This is a genomic window from Sabulicella glaciei, from assembly GCF_026183895.1.
Lineage (GTDB): Bacteria > Pseudomonadota > Alphaproteobacteria > Acetobacterales > Acetobacteraceae > Roseococcus > Roseococcus glaciei.
Window position 1 is genome coordinate 46,284 of sequence record NZ_JAPFQI010000001.1, and the last position, 19,281, is coordinate 65,564.

Sequence of the window (19,281 nt, forward strand, 5' to 3'; positions counted from 1 at the left end):
GACGGAGTGCGGTAGCCGTGAGAGCCCGCATCCTACCTGCTTCGGGCGCTGGCTCTCAGCGTCCCGACCACTCGAAACCCGACAGCAGCGCCTCGGTCACGCCTTCGCGCGTGACCCCATCCCCCTGGCCAGCACGCTGAGACGCTGCTCGCGACGTCAGGGACTGTGGAAAGAAGTGCGAAGGCGCGTTCCCATCGCTGCCCACCCACAAGGCGGCGGATCTCGAACGATCCTGGGGCAGCGGAGCGCAGCCCGCCACAAGCGAGGCACACACCATCAGCCACCGCATCACAAACTCCCGCAAAAGGCGCGCGCCAGATCACGCCCGGCCGCAAACAACAGCGACATTATCGCGCGGAGAGGTCGGGGACCACGACATTCCGAGGCGCTGCGGCGAAGCCGGCGTCGAGCCCTTGTGGCCAATTGCTGACGACCGACGCCAGCGCCCCAGGCTCTGGCTCGGGATCCAGCGGCTCCAGCCAAGGAGGCTTGATCGTGGCCCACCGACGTTCTGCCTGGACCCCTCAAGGGGGGCTATCTCGTAGAAAGACGCACTCGGTCTGACCGCCGCGCCTCACGAGCGGGGTCTGTATGCCGTCTTGTCCAGACGGCTCCAAATCGCTCCAAACAGGGCTCCTTGCGGCAGCGCCCCCCAAGATGCCTGCATGCGCCTCGGCGAGCACGGCGATGGCGCCGCGGGGGCGCCGCTGGCTGCGCTCGGCACGGAACCGGGGCCGCGCCCCAGCGCGGAGATTGGCAGGATGCGGGGTGGACCCAGGGCAGCGCATGCAGGACGGGGCGTCGGTCCGGATTGGGAACGGCACCCATGGATGGTGCTCGCCCTCGCGCCGGGCCACGGCGGGACCTTTTCGATCCGGGGCCTCGCGGTCATCACGCTGGCGCTGGGGCCGCTGATCCTGCCAGGACGCGCCTGGGCGCAGGCGCCCTGCAATGGCAGCCCCAGCCCGCCGCCACAGCCCGCGGTGCAGGCCGACTACGCCAACCAGAGCTTCGGCAACACGCCGCCGCTCACGCCCTACGTGATCAGCCAGACGGGCGCGACGGGGTGCGCCGGTGCGCCGGTGGGCGACAACAGCGACGGCAATCCGGGACTCCCGGGGCAGCCGGGCGCTGCCATCACCAGCAACAACGTCGGGCTGACAATCATCGGCGGTCAGCCGGGCGCATCCGACGACGCCCCGACCAACGGCGCCCTGATCGGCAGCGCCGGCGGCGTCGGCGGGACCGGTGGCCTGTCGGGCAATCCGGTCACCGTCCCGGTCTCCGGTGGGGATGGCGGCGCTGGCGGGGCGGGCGGGGCCGTTACCGTCACCTTCGGCGCGGCCTTCGTGCCGGACCCGGCCACCGGCCTTCCCGCCGGCATCGCCCTGTCGGTGACCTCGTACGGCGGCGCCGGCGGCACCGGCGGAACCAACCCGACCCTCTACGCCGCCGAGCGCTTTGGGGGCCGTGGCGGGGAGGGTGGCGCCGCGGGGCCGGTTTCGGTGACGGCGAGCGGAAGCATTGCCCCGAACGGGGTGTCCGGTGTCCAGGCGATCTCCCGGGGCGGGCAGGGCGGGACCGGCGGCATCGCGGATGCCAGCGACTGCCGGATCTGCGGCATCACCAACGGGGGGCCGGGGGGCAACGGAGGGGCTGGGGGCTCCGCTTCCGTCCAATGGACCGGCGGCACCATCCAGAGATTTGGCACCGGGCTCAGCGCGGGCTCCAGCGGCGGGCTCGGCGGCGATGGCGGCGCGACGAAGTACGGGTTTGGCGAATACGGGGGCGATGCCGGCGCGGGCGGCCAAGCGGGAGCGGCCAGCGTCACGCTGGCCGCGGGCGGCAGGGTCGTCGTGGTGCAACCCGCCCCGGACCCGTCGCCCGCAGTCAGCGTGAGCTCGGTCGGCGGATCCGGCGGGGCTGGCGGCCTGCCCGGCGTGGCGCCCGGCTCGGGCGGAGGGCGCGGCGGCACTGGCGGAGCCGGTGGGTCGGCGCTCGCGACGATCCTCGGCGGCATCAGCGTCACGGGCGCCGGAGTCATCGGCCAAAGCGACGGGCAGGCCGTCCTCGTCACCTCGAACGGCGGGGCCGGTGGACGCGGCGGATGGTCCGAAGGGGTCGTCGGCGGCCCCGGCGGCGGCGGCTTCGCCGGGCCGGGCGGCACGGCGGCCCTCATCCTTGGCGACGCCGCGAACACCGCGACGATCAGCACCTCTGGCAACTTTGCCCACGGCGCCGTGGTGCAGAGCGTCGGCGGCGGCGGCGGGAATGGCGGCCAGGCCAATTTCGTGTTCGGCGGCGGCTCGGGCGGCGCCGGGGCAGCCGGCGGCGATGCCGGGCCTGTCACGATCACGGCACCGAACGCCTCGGTGCTGCTCACAGGCACGAACGGTACCGTCCTTGTCGCACAAAGCGTCGGCGGCGGCGGCGGCTCGGGGGGCGATGCCACGGATCTCCCACTCCTCGCCTCCTACGTCATCGGCGGCAATGGCGGGCTTGGCGGGAACGGCAACCAGGTCACGGTCACGCTCGGCCCCGGCGTGTTCGGCTCGACCAACCCGACCGGCGGCGGCGGCATCCTGGCGCAGAGCATCGGCGGCTCGGGTGGGCTCGCGGGCAGCGCCACCGCGACGGGACTGTCCATCGTCTCCGTCACGGTCGGCGGCGATGCGGGCTCGGGCGGAAGGGCCGGGCCGGTCACGGTCACCAATGGCGGGCTCGTCACCACCTATGGCGACCACGCCATCGGCATCCACGGGCAGAGCATCGGCGGCGGCGGCGGCAAGGCCGGCTCGGCGCTGACCTTTGTCGCGGGGCTTCTGCCCACCGCCGCCGTCTCCATCGGCGGGCGCGGTGGCAGCGGCGGCCTGGCCGGCGACGTCACGGTGACCAACACGGCGCAGGTGACCACCTTCGGTCCCGATGCCTATGGCGTCCTGATCCAGAGCGTCGGCGGTGGTGGCGGCCATGGCGGCGCGGCGCTGGCGCGGGCGGTCGGGCTGTCCGCCAACCCGGACATTCCCGCGATCTCCGTCTCCATCGCCACGGGCGGGGCGGGAGGGACCGGCAACGATGCCGGGACCGCGACCCTGAACAACTCGGGGCTCATCACCACCGCCGGCCACGGCGCCATCGGCGTGATGGCGCAAAGCGTCGGCGGCGGCGGCGGAACCGGTGGCGACTCCACCGCCTCCGCCTATGCGGGCGGGGGCGACGGACAGACGCTCACCGTCTCCATTGGCGTTGCGGTGGGCGGGCGCGGCGGCGCGGGCGGCGCGGGCGGGCGCGTGGACCTCAGCAATGCGGGCCTCATCATCACCCTGGGCCAGGACGCGCCCGGCGTCTTCGCGCAAAGCATCGGCGGCGGCGGCGGCAACAGCGGCGCGGGGGACGCGACCTCCTCCTCCAGCGAGGCGAATTTCAGCGTCGCGGCGAGCATCGGCGTGGGCGGCGCCGCGGGCGCCGGCAGCCATGGCGGCCTTGTCGGCCTCACCAACACCGGGTCGATCACGACGAGCGGCGATGGCTCGGACGGCGTCTTCGCGCAGAGTATCGGCGGTGGCGGCGGCTCGGCGGGGGGCGGCACCGCCACGGCCTCGGGCGGAAACATGAGCCTTGCGGTGGGCGTGGGCGGGCGTGGCGGCGCGGGTGGCGCTGGCGGGCAGGTCACCATCCACAACAATGGCGGCGCGATCGTCACGCGCGGCACGGATTCCGTCGGCATCTTCGCGCAGAGCATCGGCGGCGGCGGCGGGCGGGGCGGCAAGGGCGGCGCGACGGCGGGCGGCGTCAGCACTCTTTCCAACGTGCAGGCCCTCTTCGACACGCTGGCGGCGGGGTTGAAACTCAACAAGCAGGCCACGCAGCGCGCGGACGGCATCCTGCAGATCGGTCAGATCGGCGAGAACATCCTCGCCACCGCGGAAGAGCTGCTGAGCATCCTCCCGCAGCCACAGGCGCAGAACAATGGCGGCGAGGAAGGCAAGAGCAGCAAGATTGAACTCCAGGTGAATGTCGGAGCGGGCGTCGGCGGCAGCGGCGGCGCCGCGGGCGATGGCGGCGTGGTGACGGTGACGAACACCGGGCAGGTCCTGACCTTTGGCGCGCAGTCGGACGGCGTGCTGGCCCAGAGCGTGGGCGGCAGCGGCGGCTCGGGTGGAGGCGCGAGCAGCGTCGGCGCCGCCAGCGACGACACGCCGGTCCAGGCCTCCGTCGCCGTGGGCGGCGGGAGCGGGTCAGGCGGCAGCGGCGGCACGGTCACCGTCACCAACGGCACGGGCGGGCGGATCAGCACCCAGGGCGTGCTGGCCATGGGCATCGTCGCGCAGAGCATCGGCGGTGGTGGCGGCGAGGGCACGATCGCCGGCACGGTGAACGGCTCGCTGCGCAGCCTGGGGGTCGGGTTGGGCGGCAGCGGCGGCGCCGGCGGGCATGGCGGCGCGGTGAGCGTGACGACCGGCGACGGCACTGCGGGCAGCAGCATCACCACAACCGGCAAGCACGGCATCGGCATCCTGGCGCAGAGCATCGGCGGCGGCGGCGGGCTGGTGCGCACCATGACCACGGACCAGACCTTCGACCCGTCCAAGATCATCAACAACCCGCATGGGCGCTTGGCCGACATCCACGGCTTCGCGCTCGACCTGGGCGGGCAGAGCGGCGCGGGCGGCAACGGCGGCGCGGTGCAGGTGACCGTCGCCGGCCCGGTCACCACCTCCGGCCTCGGTGCCCATGCCGTCGTTGCGCAAAGCATTGGCGGCGGCGGCGGCTTCGTGGCGGGCGGGCAGTTCTTCGGACCGAACCATGCGGGCGGCGATGCCAACCGCACGGGCGGTGGCGGCAACGTCACCATCACGCTGCAGCCCGGCGCGGCGATCGCCACGGCCGGCGACGGAGCCTACGGCATCCTGGCGCAGAGCATCGGCGGCGGCGGCGGTGTGGCAGGCGACCCGTCGCTCGTCGCGACCTATGCGCGCGAGATCCTCCCCGGCCTGATGCGGTCCGGTTCCGGCAGCGGCGGCGCGGTGGGCGTCACCCTGGACCAAGCCTCGGTCCAGACGGCGGGCGCCTACGCCCCGGCCATCTTCGCGCAAAGCGTGGGGGGCGGCGGCGGGATGCTGAGCCAGGGCGGATCCACCACGGGGCGGGCGCTGTACCGCGGCAGCACCGGCGGCGCCGGCGAGGGCGGGTCCGTGACGGTGTCGCTCGTCAACAGCCGGGTCGCCGCGACCGGCGCGGGCTCGGCCGGCATCCTGGCGCAGAGCACGGGCCAGGCCACGGGCGCGATCCAGATCTCGCTCGACGCGAACTCCACGGTCACGGGCGGGCTGCCCGACGCGAATCCCGCCGGCCAGGACCGCACGCTGCGCGACGCCGCGGCCATCCGCATCCTGGGTGGGACGGGCAACACCATCACCAATGCCGGCACGATCACCGCGCTGAACGGCAATGGCGTGCAGGGCTTCGCGATCCTGGCCGATTCCTCGCGCGTCACCGTCACCAACACCGGCCACGTCAGCGGCAGCGTCTCCATCCCGGGCGCTGGCAGTTCCTTCGACAACCAGGTGGGGGGCCTCGTTTCCGGCGCGGCGCTGGTCGACCTCGGCGGCGGGCTGTTCCGCAATGCCGGCAGCCTCCAGACCGGTTCGGGCGGCTCAAGTGCCGGCGCGCCGACCCTGCTGGTGGGCGACCTCCTCCAGACCTCCACTGGGCGCCTCGTCGTGCCGGCGGATTTCGAGGCGGGCAGCGCGGCGCGGCTCGACGTTCAGGGCCGTGCGCGATTGGGCGGGGCCGTGGAACTACGCGCCGCGACGCTGGCCAACGCCGCCGCGACGGTGTTGACCGCCTCGGGCGGGGTCGCGCTCGATCCGGACTTGGCCACGCCGAGCCCCTTCCTGTTCCGCTACAACCTGCGCGCCACGGCCACTACGCTCGAGGTGCAGCCGGAAGCGCGCTTCGCCGAGGCGGCGTCGGGGCTGGGGGCGAACCGGCGCGCCGTCGCGGCCCACCTGCAGGAGCTCTGGAACGGGGGCGTGCGGCTCGGCGCGGGCTATGCGGCGCTCGCGGCCATCGCGGACGGGAATGGCTACGGGCGGGCGCTCGACACGCTGTCCGGGCAGGCGGTGGGAGCCGTCGCGGCGTTCCGCCACGCCGCCAGCCGGAGCTTCGTCGGCGCCGTGCTGAACGAATGCCCGACCTTTGCCGCCGTCGGGCGCACGACAGACTCTGCAAGCTGCGCCTGGGCGCGCATCGTCGGCGGCAGCGCCACCCAGAACGCCTCCGGCGGCGCCCTCGGCTATCGCAGCGAAAGCTGGACCTTCCAGGCCGGCGGCCAGCGCCAGGTGGCGCCCGGATTGTTCGTCACCGGCTCGCTTGGCTACGAGAGCAGCACCCTGCGCGGCGGCGGCAATTCGCGCGTCACCGGCGACACGGTCCTGGCAGGGACGGGGGTACGTTGGCAGTCCGGGCCCTGGCAGGTCTCCGGCCTGCTCGACTTCGGGTACGGTTCGTTCCGGAGCCGCCGATCCGTGGTGGTGGGTCCCTTTGCGGCGACGGCGCGCGCTGAACCCGCTGTGTTGCATGTCGGCGCGCATGCCCGCATTGCCTATCGAGTGCCGCTGGGCGGCTGGTACGTGCAGCCGCGGCTCGACCTGCATCTCACCGCCGTGCGAGGGAGTGCCTACTCCGAAACGGGAGCAGCCCCCTTCAACCTCGCAGTGAAGCCAAGCACCGGCATCGCCTTCGTGGCCGCTCCCGAGATCGAGGTCGGGGCGCGCATTCCGCTCGGCGGGGGAGTGGCGCTGCGGCCGTTCGCCAGCGCCGGCCTCGGCTTCGGAGCCAATGGAGACTGGGCAGTCACGGCACGGTTCGCGGGACAAACGGCAGGTCGAGGCTTCCGGGCGACGACGCCCATCCCGGATGTCGTTGGCCGCTTCTCGGTCGGAGCGGAGATCCTCGGAACCTCACGCTGGGATGTTCGCATACAGTACAATGGCGAGGTGGGTGACGGCTTTTCGTCCCATGTAGGAATGGCCCGCGTCGCCTATCGCTTCTAAGACTGCCGCGCCGTCCGCGCAGATCGTCTTTTCCGACGGGCCGGGGGTGACGCTGATCGACTTCCCCTCGGGGAGACAGCCGAGCCCTGGTCGGGACTCATGTGCGCGGGGAGTGGCAGCGGCTCAGACTTGCGGACCGGGATGGGCAGGGGGCGCCTCACCCAGTCCCGACCGAGACGCACTGGCATCGTCGGTTCCGTGTCCCCGCCTCCCGCGTTTCCGAGACCGCTGCAGAACGGCCGTCCCTACAAAGGGAGCGGCCGTTCTGCGTTGAGAGGGCTGGGAGCTGAGGGGCAGCAGGACCGCCAAGTCGCCCCGTCGGACGCGGGGGAAGATCAGGATCGCGTCAAGCAGGTCACGTAAGCCTGTGGCAGCCGCTGGTGGCCCGCCGCGACATACTCATCACATCTCAAGACTTCCCCAAGGACTTCTCCAAGCGCGGCTTGCGACGCCTGCCTAGGGTGCCTGCACGTCCATCGGATCGTCACCTGACGGGCCATCCGCCCGGCGCCCGCGGGACGTGCGGACCAGCCGCCATCCACCATGCGCCGGCCGTGCCGGTCGAAAGTGAGGAGAAGCACCATGAGCGCCGTCATCACCGCCGCCCCCACCCCCACCGCTAAGAAGGAGAAGCCGCCGCTGAACGGCGTGAACACGCCTGCGCTGCTCGCCACCATCGGCGTCGTCGCCAGCCAGCCGGCGCTCGCCAAGTTCCAGTTCCGCGCCCACGGGCAGTGGAAGGCCGGCACGCATATGCAGGGCACCATGCTCGGCTTCTACGGCGCGGGCGGGGAGCACGCGCACAAGGCTGCGACGATGGCGCATAGCGACCATCCTGCTGTCGTCTGCGGCGAGGATGAGGGGCCGACTCCGGTCGAGTGGATTCTGCACGGCCTCGCCGGCTGCCTGACTGCGGGCATCGCCAACATCGCCGCGGTGCGCGGGGTGAAGCTGCATTCGGTCGAGGCCTTCGTCGAGGGCGACATCGACATGCAGGGAATTCTCGGCCTCTCGCCTGACGTGCGGAACGGCTTCAACGACATCCGCGTGACCTTCAAGGTCGCGGGCGACGCGCCCGCGGAGACGCTGAAGGCCCTCGTTGCGCAGTCGCAGGCGCGTTCGGCCGTCTTCGACATGCTGACCAACGGCGTGCCGGTTTCCATCGCGGTGGAGGCCTGACGCGGCCGAGGCCGGCGGCGCACCCCACGCCGTCGGCCCGTTTCCCAGCGGAGGATGTCATGCGGATCAGCGACGCCATCATCATCGGCGCCGGTCAGGCCGGGCTTGCCATGAGCCACTGCCTGGCGGCGCGCGGCGTCGAGCACCTGGTGCTTGAGCGCGGCCGGGTCGCCGAACGCTGGCGCTCCGAACGCTGGGACAGCCTCCGCCTCCTGACCCCGAACTGGATGAGCCGTCTGCCCGGCTGGTCGTATCGCGGCCCCGACCCGCACGGCTTCATGACCATGCCCGAGGTCGTCGCCTATCTAGACGGCTATGCAGCCGGTGCGCCGGTGATCCCCGGTGCCGCGGTGCGCGCGCTGCATGGCGACCTGGGCGGCTTCAGGTTGGAGACGACTGCGGGCAGCTTCGCGGCGCGCGCCGTCGTCGTCGCGACGGGCCAATGCGATGTGCCGCATATCCCCGCCATGGCGCGTGACCTGCCGGAGGCGATCCGGCAGGTCACTCCCTCCACCTACCGCCACCCCTCCCTGCTGCCGGAGGGCGGCGCACTCGTGGCCGGTGCTTCCGCTTCGGGCATCCAGATCGCGGAGGAGATCCATCGCTCCGGCCGACCCGTGACCCTCGCGGTGGGGCGCCACACCCGCCTGCCGCGGCGCTGGCGTGGAAGCGACATCCTCGACTGGATGGCCCGCGCGGGCGTGCTCACCGACCCGACGGACCGGCTGCGCGATCCCGCCCTCGCACAGGCCCAGCCCTCGCTGCAGCTGGTCGGGCGGCCTGACCACGCAAGTCTTGACCTCGGCACGCTGCGCGCCGCCGGCGTGCGCATCGTCGGGCGGGTGGACGGGATCGACGGCGGGCGCGTGGCGCTGGGTGACGATCTGCCGCAGACCATCGCCGCTGCGCAGCACAGGCTTGACCGGCTGCTCGCGCGGCTCAGGCCCGTCGCTGATGCAGAGGGCGCACCCGAGGAAGCCACGCCGGCGCCACTCGCTTCCTTCGCGCCCGGCCCACCGGCGATCGACCTCGCCGCCGAAGGCATCCACACCGTCGTCTGGGCCACCGGATTCCGGCGCGACTACGCCTGGCTGCGCCTGCCCGTGCTGGATGCGGCGGGCGAGATCCGCCACCTCGGCGGCGTCACCCCTTATCCCGGCCTCTACGTGCTTGGCCTGCGCTTTCTGCGCCGACGCAACTCGAACTTCCTCGATGGTGTCGGCGCCGATGCCGAAGCGCTCGCCCAGGAAGTCCTTGCTCACCTCGAAATCCGTGGCCGCGCCGCGGCCTGAGTCAGGGAAGACTGTCATGCAGCCGACCAAACGCTTCGATGCCATCATCGTCGGGGCCCGCTGCGCCGGCGCCGCCGCCGCCATGCTGATGGCGCGGCAAGGAATGCGCGTGCTCGCCCTCGAACGCGGCGCCTATGGCAGCGACACGCTGTCTACCCATGCGCTGATGCGCGGGGCGGTGCTGCTGCTCGCCCGCTGGGGAGTGCTGCAGCGCCTCGTCGAGGCCGGCACGCCGGCGATCCGCCGTGTCACCTTCCACTACGGGGCGGAGGCGATCCCGGTCGATCTCAGCCCCGGCGACGGGGTGGATGCGCTCTATGCGCCTCGCCGCGCGCTGCTGGACAGCGCACTGGTGGACGCCGCCTGGGAGGCGGGCGCGGAGATCCGCCACCACCACACGGTCACGGCCCTGCGGCACGACCAGACCGGCCGCGTCGCGGGCGTGGTCGCGCTGGACGAGGCAGGGCGGGAGCACGCCATCGCCGCCGACCTCGTCGTCGGAGCCGATGGCGCTGGCTCTGCCGTGGCACGTCTGGCCGGTGCGAACGTGCAAGAGGAAGCAGGCCATGCGGCCACCTGCCTCTTCGGCTACTTTCGCGGCTTGCCGGACACAGGCACGCACTGGCACTACGCGCCCGGTGCTGGCGCTGGCCGCATCCCGACCAATGCGGGGCGGCATGTCGTCTTCGTCTCGGTGCCGCAGGCCCGCTTCAAGGCGGAGCTGCGAGGAGACAGGCTGGCTGCCCTGCGCCGCATGCTGCGGGAGGACTTCCCCGATCTTGCCGAGACGCTCGGCGATGCGAGGCCTGACGGGGAATTGTTGGCCTTCGCCGGCCGCAAAGGCTTCCTGCGCCAGGCTGCCGGCCCTGGCTGGGCGCTCATCGGCGATGCCGGCTACTTCAAGGACCCGATCACCGCGCACGGCATCACCGATGCGCTTCGCGACGCAGCGCTGCTCGCCGACGTCGCTACCGAAGGCACTCCCGCCGCCTTCGTCCGCTTCGCAACGCGCCGCGACGACCTGTCCCTACCGCTGTTCCGCGTGACCGACGAGATCGCCGGCTACGCGTGGACGCTTGAAGAGGCGAAGGCACTTCACCTCAAGCTGAACGGGGCGATGAAGCGTGAGTTCGCCGCCCTGACCGCGGAGGTGGTGTCGTGAGCGATCCCTGGGCCTGCACCCTTTCCGGCAAGCCGCGCCCCGGTCAGGCAGCCGAGAGGAGACGCCGCACCTCCATGGCCGACGTCGAAGCCTTCACCGCCATCACCGGCGACCGCAATCCGCTGCACTACGACGCGGCGCTCGCGGCCGCCTCGCCCTTCGGCGGGCTGATCGTGCAGGGTGGCGTCACTTCCGGCCTACTCAACGCGGTGCTGGCGGAGGATCTGCCAGGTCCCGGCACAGTCTTCCTCGGGGTGGAATGGCGCTTCGTGAAGGCGGTGAGGGTCGGCGAGGACATCATCGCGCGCGTCGAGGTGGTGTCCGTGCGCGATGACAAGCCGATTACCACGCTCACCACGACCGTGCGCAACGCGGCAGGTGAGGACTGTCTGACCGGCACCGCTGTGACCTGGACCGCGCCACTGCGTGGCACGGCTTGACGTCCAGGGCCATTCGACGGGCCCGAAGGAAAGCTGCAAGTGCTGCCAGACTTCCCTGGCCCTCCGAACCACGAGGGCGCGAAAGAACGAGGAGGCTGATCATGACCAACTTCACCGCTGAGAAGATCTCGCATAAGCGCTGGGCCGGCCCGCAATGGACCTGCCACCCCACCGGCAAGTCGTTGACCGAGCGCCATGTGAAGCGCGCGCCACTCATTTGGCTCGGTGATCTCGCCGCGCTCTACCTCCCATCCTGAGCCGGGGCTGCGGCGGGCACGCCCTCCTCCGGGAGGCCAGCCCGCCGCAGCCCGTCCAGGCAGCGCGCGACCAAGGATTGGTCCGCGCAGAAGAACGAATCCGCTTCCGCTTGTGCCAGCGTGTAGCCTGGCTCCTTCGCCAGCAGCCCGTCGAGCGCGCGGCGTGCCTCCTCCTCCCGCCCCATCAGGCCAAGTGCCGACACGAGCATCATATGCGGCCAAGCCTTGGCGTTGGGCACGCGCGTCGCTCGCCGCGCGCTCTCCACTGCTTCAGCCAGTTCGCCGAGGCTGATATGCGCGAAGGCGCGGGTGGCGTGGAAGCTCGAGAGGTGCGGATCCCGCGGACTGAGCTGCGTTGCGCGTTCGACATGGGTGATGCCCTCGCGGGCACGGCCACTCCAGACCTTCGTGCAGCCGAGGGCGAAATGCGCCTGGGCGAAGCTTGGATTCAGCGCCACCGCTTCCTCCAGCAGCGCAATCGCCTCCTCGTACTCATGGTGGAAGGCGTGAACACGGCCGAGGACGCAGAGGTTCATGCAATCCTGGCCATCGAGGCCGACAGCGTTGCGGCTTGCCCGGAGTGCCTCGTCAAGCCGCATGGCGCGCGCTTCGCGATCGCCCACCACCGTCTCCTGCAGCAGCACATAGGCGAGGCCGCCATGGGCGCGGGCGAAGCCGGGATCAAGCTCGATGGCGCGGCGGAACATCGCCTCCGCCTCCGCGAGGCCCGGCTTCGTGAAGCCCCAGAGGTGAAACAGCCCGCGCTGGTAGCAGTCCCAGGCCCCGAGGCTTACCGGCGGGCGGCGTACGGCGGCGTCGCGCTCGAGCCGCGCCATCTCCGGCTCGATCGCCGCGGCGATCTGCTCGGCCATGGCGCGTTGGATGTCGAGCACGTCGGCGAGCGGGAAGTCGTAGGTCTCGGACCAGAGATGCCGCCCGCTCTCGCAGGAAACGAGGTCGGCGCCGAGCCGTACGCGGTCCCCATGCTTGGCGACGCTGCCATGGACCATGTAACGCACGCCGAAGGCGGTGCCGATCTCGCGCGCATCCACCTCCTTGCCGCGGAAGGCGGCGGCGGTGTGGCGGCTCATCACGTCCAGCCAGCGATGCCGCGCGAGCAGTCGGATCACGTCCTCCGTGAGTCCATAGCTGAAATAGTCGGTGTCAGGCTCGGCGCTGAGATTGGTGAAGGGCAGCACGACCACCGAGGGGCGGCTCGACATCTCGGCAGGCACGGGCTGTTGCGTCGCTGCGGCGGGCGCTTCTTGCGCGTCCTCGACTGCGATCTCCGCCACCTCTCCCATGAAGCGGAAGCCGCGCTTGTGCATGGTCTTGATCAGCGCCTGGCGCTCGCCATCGTCGCCGATCGCCTTGCGCGCGGCGTTGATGCGGCTGCTGAGCGCAGCCTCGGACACGATGCGCCCGTTCCAGATGACGTCGAGCAACTCGTCCTTGCTCACGACGCGATCGCGATTGCGCATGAGGTGAAGCAGGAGATCGAAGACCTGCGGCTCGACATGCACGCGAGCTCCGGCGCACCGCAGCTCCTGGCGGCGCAGATCCATCTCGTATCCCGCAAAGCCGAGGCGCATACCCGTCCTCCCCAGTCGAGAGGCAGGCGCGGTGGCCACAGTCTCGGTCACCGCGCGGTGAGGCTTGTAGCACGTTGGTCCCGAGTATCGGCCGTCGCGGCCGCCGACTCAACACTTCTGTGAGCCGGACGGCGAGAACTAGGGAAAACCAGAGGAAATCTCCAGGTTTCCATCAGCCCGGCTCCAAGCGCCGGGTTGCGCCGTCCCGCACAACCGTCCTGTCGCGGCACATCGCCGCGCCAACGAGGACTGGAGGATGTGCCATGACGACCATCGGTTTCCTGATTGACGGACTTGTTCGAATCCAAGAGCGCGCGAGGGGCCGGCGCCTGTTGCTGGAGATGGATGCCCGCTTGCTGAAGGACATCGGCCTCACCGAGGCAATCGCCGAGGCGGAAGCCGCGAAGCCCTGGTGGCGGCACTAGGCGCGATGGCCCCGCCGCATTGATCCGGAGACCGCACGCATGTTCACCTCGCCTTCGGTGCCCGGCATCGCCACCGGGCTGGCCGCGGCCGCGATCTGGGGCGGCGCGATTGCTGTGACGCGCTTCGGCGTCTCGGGTGATACGCCGCTCTCGCCGGCGGACATTGCGATGCTACGCTTCGCGGGGCCTGCACTGCTGCTGCTTCCGGTGCTGCGCCGCGCCTGGCCGAGGCTGCAACAGGTGCCGGTCCATCTTCTGGCGCTTCTGCTGCTCGGCGGCGGTGCACCCTTCGTCATCCTGGCAGGCAGCGGCCTCGGCATTGCGGGAGCGGCCGAAGCGGGCGCACTGCTGCCAGGAGCGATGCCGATCTGCGTTGCAATGTTTTCCCGGCTTCTGGGCGAGCGGATCGGCACGGCAGGCTTGGTCGGGCTGGCGATCATCGGCGCCTCGGTCGCGACGGTCGTCCTGCCATCCTTCGGCGCGGGGTCCGGCGACCGCGGGGAGGGCTACGCCCTTCTGTTGGGTGCGGCGGCGCTAGGGGCCGGGTACACGATCGCGCTGCGGCGGAGCGGGCTCGGCCCTTGGGAAGCGGCGGCCTTCGTCAGCGCAGGCTCGGTGCTGACCCTTGGTCCCCCTTATGCTTTCGTCATGGAGCCGGGCCTGATCGCGGCGTCATGGGAGGTGATCGCCCTGCAGATCGGCTTCCAGGGCATGGCCTCGGGGATCCTTGCGCCGGTCGCCTTCGCCGCGACGGTGCAGCGGCTCGGCGCTTCCAAGGCTGCCGCATTTGGGAGCCTGGCTCCCGGTGCGGCGTGCCTCGGTGGCTTCGTGCTGCTTGGTGAGGTGCCGACGGCTGCGGCGGCCATGTCGATCCTTGCTACCGGGCTCGGAATCGCATTGATTGCATACCCTCGGACGGGGTCCACCTGAGCGCATTCGCACAGACAAGGGCGCTGAGTTCACGGCGACGGCCGTGCGAGCGTGGATGGAGGGCATCGGCGTACGCACTCCGTTGATCGAACGCGGGTGCCCCTGGGAGAATGGATACAATCCGCCGTCTAACGGCAAGCCGCGCGACGAGCCGCTGGACTGCGAGATCTTCCGCTCACTCAGGAAGGCAGAGGTCCTGATCGAGGGGTGGCGCCAACACGGCAACACCGTGCGTCCACACAGTGCCTTGGGCTGCCGCCCGCCCGCGCCAGACGCCGTCCTGCTGCGCTTGGTTGGGCCTGCCCACGCTGCCCCTAGGCACGCCCGGCCGGGCGCGCCAAAACATCGGCCATCTCACTCATGACCCATGGACCGCCGTTCGGGGTCAGGCCAGGGCCAGATCACGGCGTAGCTGTCGGCGATCAGCCCCACGTGATCAAAGGTCCCGCCATGCAGATCGTCCCGCAGCCGCCTCAGTTCATCGGCGGCGGGAGGCGCTAGGTTGCGCCGAGCCTCGGCCGCGGCTGGTGGCATACGTCGGGCTGGATGCGGATCATGTGGCTGCCGAGGATGTTGTCGACGCCGGTGTTGTTGATCCATGGATACCGAAACCGTTAAGCCTCGCCGTCTTCAATTTGCGGGACGCACCCACCACACCATCGTCGCGGTGGACTGGTTGGGGGAGACCTTCAGCGACTGGGCGAGGTCACAAGAGGAACCTCCTGTCCGCGCAGGAGCCCGGTCAGCGATGTGCTCGGCCAGGACAGTGGAGCGGGCGGGTGCGCTGGTGACGCTGAGCTGCCAAGCTTGGTGGGGCGTGGAGCACTCCGGCGTCTGTGCATACGGGACGATGCGGCGGCGCGCAGGATGCCGGGTCTGAGGGAACGGCGCACATTCAAAATGCCGTTGGAGAAACCGTCGGAGAGGTTTCGGGCTTGTGCGGCTAACTGCCTGAAAAGACTGGCGTCCCCTACGGGATTCGAACCCGTGTTGCCGCCGTGAGAGGGCGGTGTCCTAGGCCTCTAGACGAAGGGGACGTGGCCTGTGGGCGGGTGTCTAACGCCCGTCACGCTCGCGTGCAAGCCCGCGCGCGCGGGAATATCGCCCCTCCCGGCAGGCTGAGGAGCAGAAGCGTACCGAAGCCCAGTCGCGCGCCCATTTTCGCCGCCAGGCGAAGGGACGGCCGCAGGCGGCGCAGGTTTTCTCCGGGCGTGGGGCGCCGCGCCCTTCCTTCATCGCGTCGGGACGGCGGTGCCTAGGGTGATCTCGCCGGCCGGGCGGCCGGTGCGGCCATCCACGAACAGGACGCGGCTGCGGCCCTGTGCGTCGCGCAGCAGCAGGGCGAAGCGGTCTCCAGCCCCCGAGACGGACACGATCTCCGTTCCCGCGGGCAGGTCGAGGGCAAGACGGGGCGCCTCGCTGCTGCGCCCGCCCGCGCGCTGGACGAGCAGGACGACAAGCGTCACGGTGCCGGCGACGATCAGCACCCCCATCGCCACCACCAGGAACTTGAGCGCGCGCATCGTGGCCTCCGAAACCCATTCCTTTACCGCCGCCGAAACGGATCGGGGCGAGCGCGTGGACCGCTTCCTCGCGGCACGGATAGGCAGCCTGTCCCGCTCCCGCGTCAAGGCGCTGCTGGAAGAAGGGAAGGGGACGCGCGACGGGACCGCGATCGAGGACCCGGCGCAGCCCGTGCGCCCGGGCGCCACCTACTGCCTCGAGGTGCCACCGCCCCGTCCCGCCGCGCCGGTGGCACAGGACATCCCGCTGGCGATCCTGTTCGAGGACCGCCACCTGATCGTCCTGGACAAGCCGGCCGGCCTCGTTGTCCACCCGGCCCCCGGCCATGCGGAGGGAACGCTGGTCAATGCCCTCCTCGGCCATGCGGGCGAGGAACTCGAGGGGATCGGGGGTGAGGCGCGGCCGGGCATCGTCCACCGCCTCGACAAGGACACGTCCGGCGTCATGGTCGTGGCCAAGAGCCAGCGCGCCCACAACGCCCTGTCCGAGGCCTTCCTCCAGCGCGACCTGGACCGCGAATACCTTGCCTTGGCTTGGGGCGTGCCAGAGAAGCGGGAAGGGGAGGTGGAGGCGGCGATCGGCCGCCACGCCACGGACCGCAAGCGCATGGCCGTGGTGGGGCGCGGCGGGGCGCGGGCGGGCAAGCACGCCCTGACGCGCTATGCCGTCCTGGAAAGCTTCGACGGCGCGTGCAGCCTGCTGCGCTGCCGCCTGGGCACCGGGCGCACGCACCAGATCCGCGTGCACCTTTCGCATATCGGTCATCCGCTGGTCGGCGACCCGGTTTATCTGCGCCGTCTCCCGGCCACGGCCCGGGGGCTGCCGCAGGATGTGCGCGACGCCGCGCTGGCCTTCCCGCGTCAAGCACTGCACGCAGCGTCGCTCGCCTTCCGCCACCCGGTTTCCGGCGAGGCCCTGGCCTTCCGCGTCGAACCGCCGGAGGACTTCAGCACCCTGCTTTCCCTGCTGCGCGGCGAGGCCGCGCCGGCTTAAGCCGACCAGATTGGTCAGTTTTGCTCGACAAGACGGGAGAGTTCTGGTACGGATGTTCCCAATCCGACCGACAACCCGGATGCCATGCCCAGAAGGCAGGCTGATCAATCGCCCGCCCGAAAGGGGGTCGATGCAGCCTCGCGGGTCCGGGGGCGTTCGGTCGGAAAACGTCGCCCTTCGTCGCCTTACTTGGGACGGAGGGGGCAGAGATGGAAGGCTCGTGAACACAATGGCGTCCTTGAGCATCCCGATTGCGCCCGAAGGCAACCTGTCGCGCTACCTGCAGGACATCCGCAAGTTTCCCATGCTTTCCCCCGAGGAGGAGCTGTCGCTCGCCAAGCGTTGGCGCGACGAGGGGGACGAGAAGGCGGCCCACAAGCTGGTGACTTCGCATCTGCGCCTCGTGGCGAAGATCGCGATGGGCTATCGCGGCTACGGCCTGCCCGTCGGCGAACTGATCTCCGAGGGCAATGTGGGCATGATGCAGGCGGTGAAGCGGTTCGACCCGGATCGCGGCTTCCGCCTTGCCACCTATGCCATGTGGTGGATCCGCGCCGCGATCCAGGAATACATCCTGCATTCCTGGTCGCTCGTGAAGATGGGCACCACGGCCGCGCAGAAGAAGCTGTTCTTCAACCTCCGCCGGCTCAAGGGCCAGATGGCGGCGCTGGAGGATGGCGACCTGCAGCCCGAGGTGGTGGCGAAGATCGCCAAGACCCTGCAGGTCCCCGAGCAGGACGTGGTGAGCATGAACCGCCGCCTCGCCTCGCCCGATAACAGCCTGAACGCCCCCGTGCGCGCCGACAGCGAGGGCGAGTGGCAGGATTGGCTGGTGGATGAGAGCGAGACGCAGGAAACTACCATCGCCGACGCGCAGGACATGTCCAACCGCAAGGACATGCTGGCTGGCGCCCTGAAGACGCTGAACGAGCGGGAACGCCACATCCTGATCGAGCGGCGTCTGAAGGACGAGCCGACGACGCTCGAGGAGTTGTCTCAGCAGTACAACATCTCGCGCGAGCGGGTGCGGCAGATCGAGGTCCGCGCCTTCGAGAAGCTGCAGAAGTCCATGAAGCAGCAGATCACGGAGCGTCGCCTCAACGTCGGCTGAGGCGCCGTCTCACCCCACGCGCATCAGGGCCGGCCCGTGGCGCTTCAGCCATGCGGTCGCCTCGGCGCGGTGGGGGGTCAGCGCCTCGCATACCGCCCAGAACCGGTCGGAGTGGTTCATCTCCCGGAGATGCGCCACCTCGTGCGCCACGACGTAGTCCAGCACCCAGTCCGGTGCCATGACCAAGCGCCATGTGAAGGACAGGGTGCGGTCGGGCGCGCAACTTCCCCAGCGCGTGCGCGTGTCCTTCAGCCGAATGGCCTTGGGGCGCAGGCCCAACTGGCCGGCGTAGCGCATGGCCGCCACGCCGATGCGGCGCAGCGCCTCCGCCCGGAGGAAGCGTTCGGTTCGGCGCGGGAGGAACTCGGCCGCGCCGGTCACGAAAAGGATCCCATCCTCCAGAAAGGCGCCGCCGGTCCGTTCGGGGGCGTGGCGGATCACATGCGGCACCCCACCGATTGGCACGGTGGCGCCGTCCCGCAGTTCCAGCGCGGGGGTCAGCCCATCCAGTTGCCGCAGCACCCAGGCCGCGTGTTCCTCCAGCAGGCGCAGCCCATGGGCGCGGCTGGCGCGGCGGGGCAGGGTGACCACTGCCGCCCCGGCCACCGGGTCCACGCGAAGGGAAACGCGCCGCGCCCGCGCCGAGCGGCGCCACAGGACAGGGCAGGGGCTGGCCGGCAGCAGGGGATCGCGGCGGAGGGGGACCAGTTCGGTCTCGGTCATGCGCGTCCAGCTATGGCGCGGCCGCGGGGCTGCCATCAAGAGTGGCGATGAAGCCCATCCGAAAGCGTGATTGGCATCCGCGCCGCCCAAGCCCCATCTCGGGGTCATGACGTCCATCCACCCTTCCGTCCGCATCGGCCATGTCCACCTCAAGGTCGCGGAGCTGAACCGCGCCCTCGGCTTCTGGCGCGACCTCGTTGGGCTGGAGGTGATGCTGCGCCGCCCCGGCGCGGTCTTCCTCTCCGCAGGGGGGTATCACCACCACATCGCCCTCAACACCTGGGAAAGCGCAGGCGGTACGCCGCCGCCCGCCGGCCACACCGGCCTGTTCCACGTCGCCTTGCTTTATCCCGACCGCGCCGCGCTGGCCGCTGCGGTGCGGCGCGTCACCGAGGCGGGGTGGCCGCTCGAAGGCGCCTCGGACCATGGGGTGAGCGAGGCGGTCTATCTGCGCGACCCCGACGGCAACGGGGTCGAGCTCTACCGCGACCGGCCCGAGGCGGAATGGCCGCGCGACGAGGCCGGGCGCATGACCATGCACACGAAGCGCCTGGACCTCGACGCCCTGCTGGCCGAGGCGCCGGGCTGACCCCCG

At 70.9% G+C, this 19,281-nt stretch carries 16 protein-coding genes and 1 tRNA gene; 12 read left to right on the forward strand and 5 right to left on the reverse strand.

Going from position 1 to position 19,281, the window contains the following annotated elements:
- Positions 1-830 precede the first annotated feature (830 nt).
- The 6 genes from OF850_RS00185 to OF850_RS00210 all read left to right on the forward strand — a co-directional run bounded on the left by OF850_RS00185 (position 831) and on the right by OF850_RS00210 (position 11,388).
- The gene (locus OF850_RS00185; protein WP_301587648.1) at positions 831-7,058 is read left to right on the forward strand and encodes an autotransporter outer membrane beta-barrel domain-containing protein; all 6,228 of its coding nucleotides are present in this window, start codon (positions 831-833) and stop codon (positions 7,056-7,058) included.
- Between the two features lie 582 nt (positions 7,059-7,640).
- Complete coding sequence (locus OF850_RS00190; RefSeq protein ID WP_301587649.1) at positions 7,641-8,237, forward strand: OsmC family protein; 597 nt, start codon at positions 7,641-7,643, stop codon at positions 8,235-8,237.
- 59 nt (positions 8,238-8,296) lie between these two features.
- Positions 8,297-9,529 (forward strand): NAD(P)-binding domain-containing protein, encoded by a 1,233-nt coding sequence (locus OF850_RS00195; protein WP_301587650.1) that lies wholly within the window; start codon positions 8,297-8,299, stop codon positions 9,527-9,529.
- A 16-nt stretch (positions 9,530-9,545) separates the two neighbouring features.
- Positions 9,546-10,691, forward strand: coding sequence for an NAD(P)/FAD-dependent oxidoreductase (locus tag OF850_RS00200; protein ID WP_301587651.1), 1,146 nt, complete (start codon positions 9,546-9,548; stop codon positions 10,689-10,691).
- Positions 10,688-11,131 (forward strand): MaoC family dehydratase, encoded by a 444-nt coding sequence (locus tag OF850_RS00205; protein WP_301587652.1) that lies wholly within the window; start codon positions 10,688-10,690, stop codon positions 11,129-11,131. Before OF850_RS00200 ends, OF850_RS00205 begins: the two co-directional genes overlap by 4 nt.
- A 101-nt stretch (positions 11,132-11,232) precedes the next feature.
- Positions 11,233-11,388, forward strand: coding sequence for a hypothetical protein (locus tag OF850_RS00210; protein ID WP_301587653.1), 156 nt, complete (start codon positions 11,233-11,235; stop codon positions 11,386-11,388).
- Here OF850_RS00210 and OF850_RS00215 read toward each other — a convergent pair.
- Positions 11,373-12,980 carry a winged helix-turn-helix domain-containing tetratricopeptide repeat protein gene (locus tag OF850_RS00215; RefSeq protein ID WP_301587654.1) on the reverse strand — a complete coding sequence of 536 codons (1,608 nt, stop codon included), beginning with the start codon at positions 12,978-12,980 and terminating at the stop codon, positions 11,373-11,375. The genes OF850_RS00210 and OF850_RS00215 overlap by 16 nt on opposite strands.
- A gap of 263 nt (positions 12,981-13,243) precedes the next feature.
- On the opposite strand from OF850_RS00215, the gene OF850_RS00220 reads away from it, so the two are divergent.
- From OF850_RS00220 to OF850_RS00230, 3 genes are read left to right on the forward strand one after another with little or no spacing between them, the layout of a single operon-like run.
- Positions 13,244-13,405 carry a DUF1127 domain-containing protein gene (locus OF850_RS00220; protein ID WP_301587655.1) on the forward strand — a complete coding sequence of 54 codons (162 nt, stop codon included), beginning with the start codon at positions 13,244-13,246 and terminating at the stop codon, positions 13,403-13,405.
- A gap of 39 nt (positions 13,406-13,444) precedes the next feature.
- A complete protein-coding gene (locus OF850_RS00225; RefSeq protein WP_301587656.1) occupies positions 13,445-14,335 on the forward strand; it encodes an EamA family transporter in 891 nt (296 codons plus the stop codon).
- Between the two features lie 55 nt (positions 14,336-14,390).
- On the forward strand, positions 14,391-14,699 hold the full coding sequence (locus tag OF850_RS00230) for an integrase core domain-containing protein (protein WP_408906447.1): 309 nt from the start codon (positions 14,391-14,393) through the stop codon (positions 14,697-14,699).
- 597 nt (positions 14,700-15,296) lie between these two features.
- On the opposite strand, the gene OF850_RS00235 is transcribed toward OF850_RS00230, so the two are convergent.
- The 3 genes from OF850_RS00235 to OF850_RS00245 all read right to left on the reverse strand — a co-directional run bounded on the left by OF850_RS00235 (position 15,297) and on the right by OF850_RS00245 (position 15,858).
- Positions 15,297-15,372 (reverse strand) — tRNA-Glu (locus OF850_RS00235).
- A gap of 19 nt (positions 15,373-15,391) precedes the next feature.
- Complete coding sequence (locus tag OF850_RS00240) at positions 15,392-15,571, reverse strand: DUF2256 domain-containing protein (RefSeq protein ID WP_301587657.1); 180 nt, start codon at positions 15,569-15,571, stop codon at positions 15,392-15,394.
- Entirely contained in the window at positions 15,568-15,858 is a 291-nt protein-coding gene (locus tag OF850_RS00245) for a DUF6476 family protein (RefSeq protein WP_301587658.1), read from the reverse strand. Before OF850_RS00245 ends, OF850_RS00240 begins: the two co-directional genes overlap by 4 nt.
- Before the next feature lies 1 nt (position 15,859).
- On the opposite strand from OF850_RS00245, the gene OF850_RS00250 reads away from it, so the two are divergent.
- Positions 15,860-16,852, forward strand: coding sequence for an RluA family pseudouridine synthase (locus tag OF850_RS00250; RefSeq protein WP_301587659.1), 993 nt, complete (start codon positions 15,860-15,862; stop codon positions 16,850-16,852).
- A 229-nt stretch (positions 16,853-17,081) separates the two neighbouring features.
- Positions 17,082-17,963, forward strand: coding sequence for an RNA polymerase sigma factor RpoH (rpoH, locus tag OF850_RS00255; RefSeq protein WP_301587660.1), 882 nt, complete (start codon positions 17,082-17,084; stop codon positions 17,961-17,963).
- 9 nt (positions 17,964-17,972) lie between these two features.
- On the opposite strand, the gene OF850_RS00260 is transcribed toward rpoH, so the two are convergent.
- Positions 17,973-18,686, reverse strand: coding sequence for a M48 family metallopeptidase (locus OF850_RS00260; RefSeq protein WP_301587661.1), 714 nt, complete (start codon positions 18,684-18,686; stop codon positions 17,973-17,975).
- A gap of 106 nt (positions 18,687-18,792) precedes the next feature.
- Between OF850_RS00260 and OF850_RS00265 the strand changes: the two genes are divergently transcribed.
- A complete protein-coding gene (locus tag OF850_RS00265) occupies positions 18,793-19,275 on the forward strand; it encodes a VOC family protein (protein ID WP_301587662.1) in 483 nt (160 codons plus the stop codon).
- Positions 19,276-19,281: the final 6 nt, after the last annotated feature.

Bases quoted from the DNA above. Each gene is read 5' to 3' on its own strand.
- OF850_RS00185 (WP_301587648.1), top strand. From the start codon at position 831: ATGGTGCTCGCCCTCGCGCCGGGCCACGGCGGGACCTTTTCGATCCGG.
- OF850_RS00190 (WP_301587649.1), top strand. From the start codon at position 7,641: ATGAGCGCCGTCATCACCGCCGCCCCCACCCCCACCGCTAAGAAGGAG.
- OF850_RS00195 (WP_301587650.1), top strand. From the start codon at position 8,297: ATGCGGATCAGCGACGCCATCATCATCGGCGCCGGTCAGGCCGGGCTT.
- OF850_RS00200 (WP_301587651.1), top strand. From the start codon at position 9,546: ATGCAGCCGACCAAACGCTTCGATGCCATCATCGTCGGGGCCCGCTGC.
- OF850_RS00210 (WP_301587653.1), top strand. From the start codon at position 11,233: ATGACCAACTTCACCGCTGAGAAGATCTCGCATAAGCGCTGGGCCGGC.
- OF850_RS00215 (WP_301587654.1), bottom strand. From the start codon at position 12,980: ATGCGCCTCGGCTTTGCGGGATACGAGATGGATCTGCGCCGCCAGGAG.
- OF850_RS00220 (WP_301587655.1), top strand. From the start codon at position 13,244: ATGACGACCATCGGTTTCCTGATTGACGGACTTGTTCGAATCCAAGAG.
- OF850_RS00225 (WP_301587656.1), top strand. From the start codon at position 13,445: ATGTTCACCTCGCCTTCGGTGCCCGGCATCGCCACCGGGCTGGCCGCG.
- OF850_RS00230 (WP_408906447.1), top strand. From the start codon at position 14,391: ATGGAGGGCATCGGCGTACGCACTCCGTTGATCGAACGCGGGTGCCCC.
- OF850_RS00240 (WP_301587657.1), bottom strand. From the start codon at position 15,571: ATGAAGGAAGGGCGCGGCGCCCCACGCCCGGAGAAAACCTGCGCCGCC.
- OF850_RS00245 (WP_301587658.1), bottom strand. From the start codon at position 15,858: ATGCGCGCGCTCAAGTTCCTGGTGGTGGCGATGGGGGTGCTGATCGTC.
- rpoH (WP_301587660.1), top strand. From the start codon at position 17,082: ATGGCGTCCTTGAGCATCCCGATTGCGCCCGAAGGCAACCTGTCGCGC.
- OF850_RS00260 (WP_301587661.1), bottom strand. From the start codon at position 18,686: ATGACCGAGACCGAACTGGTCCCCCTCCGCCGCGATCCCCTGCTGCCG.
- OF850_RS00265 (WP_301587662.1), top strand. From the start codon at position 18,793: ATGACGTCCATCCACCCTTCCGTCCGCATCGGCCATGTCCACCTCAAG.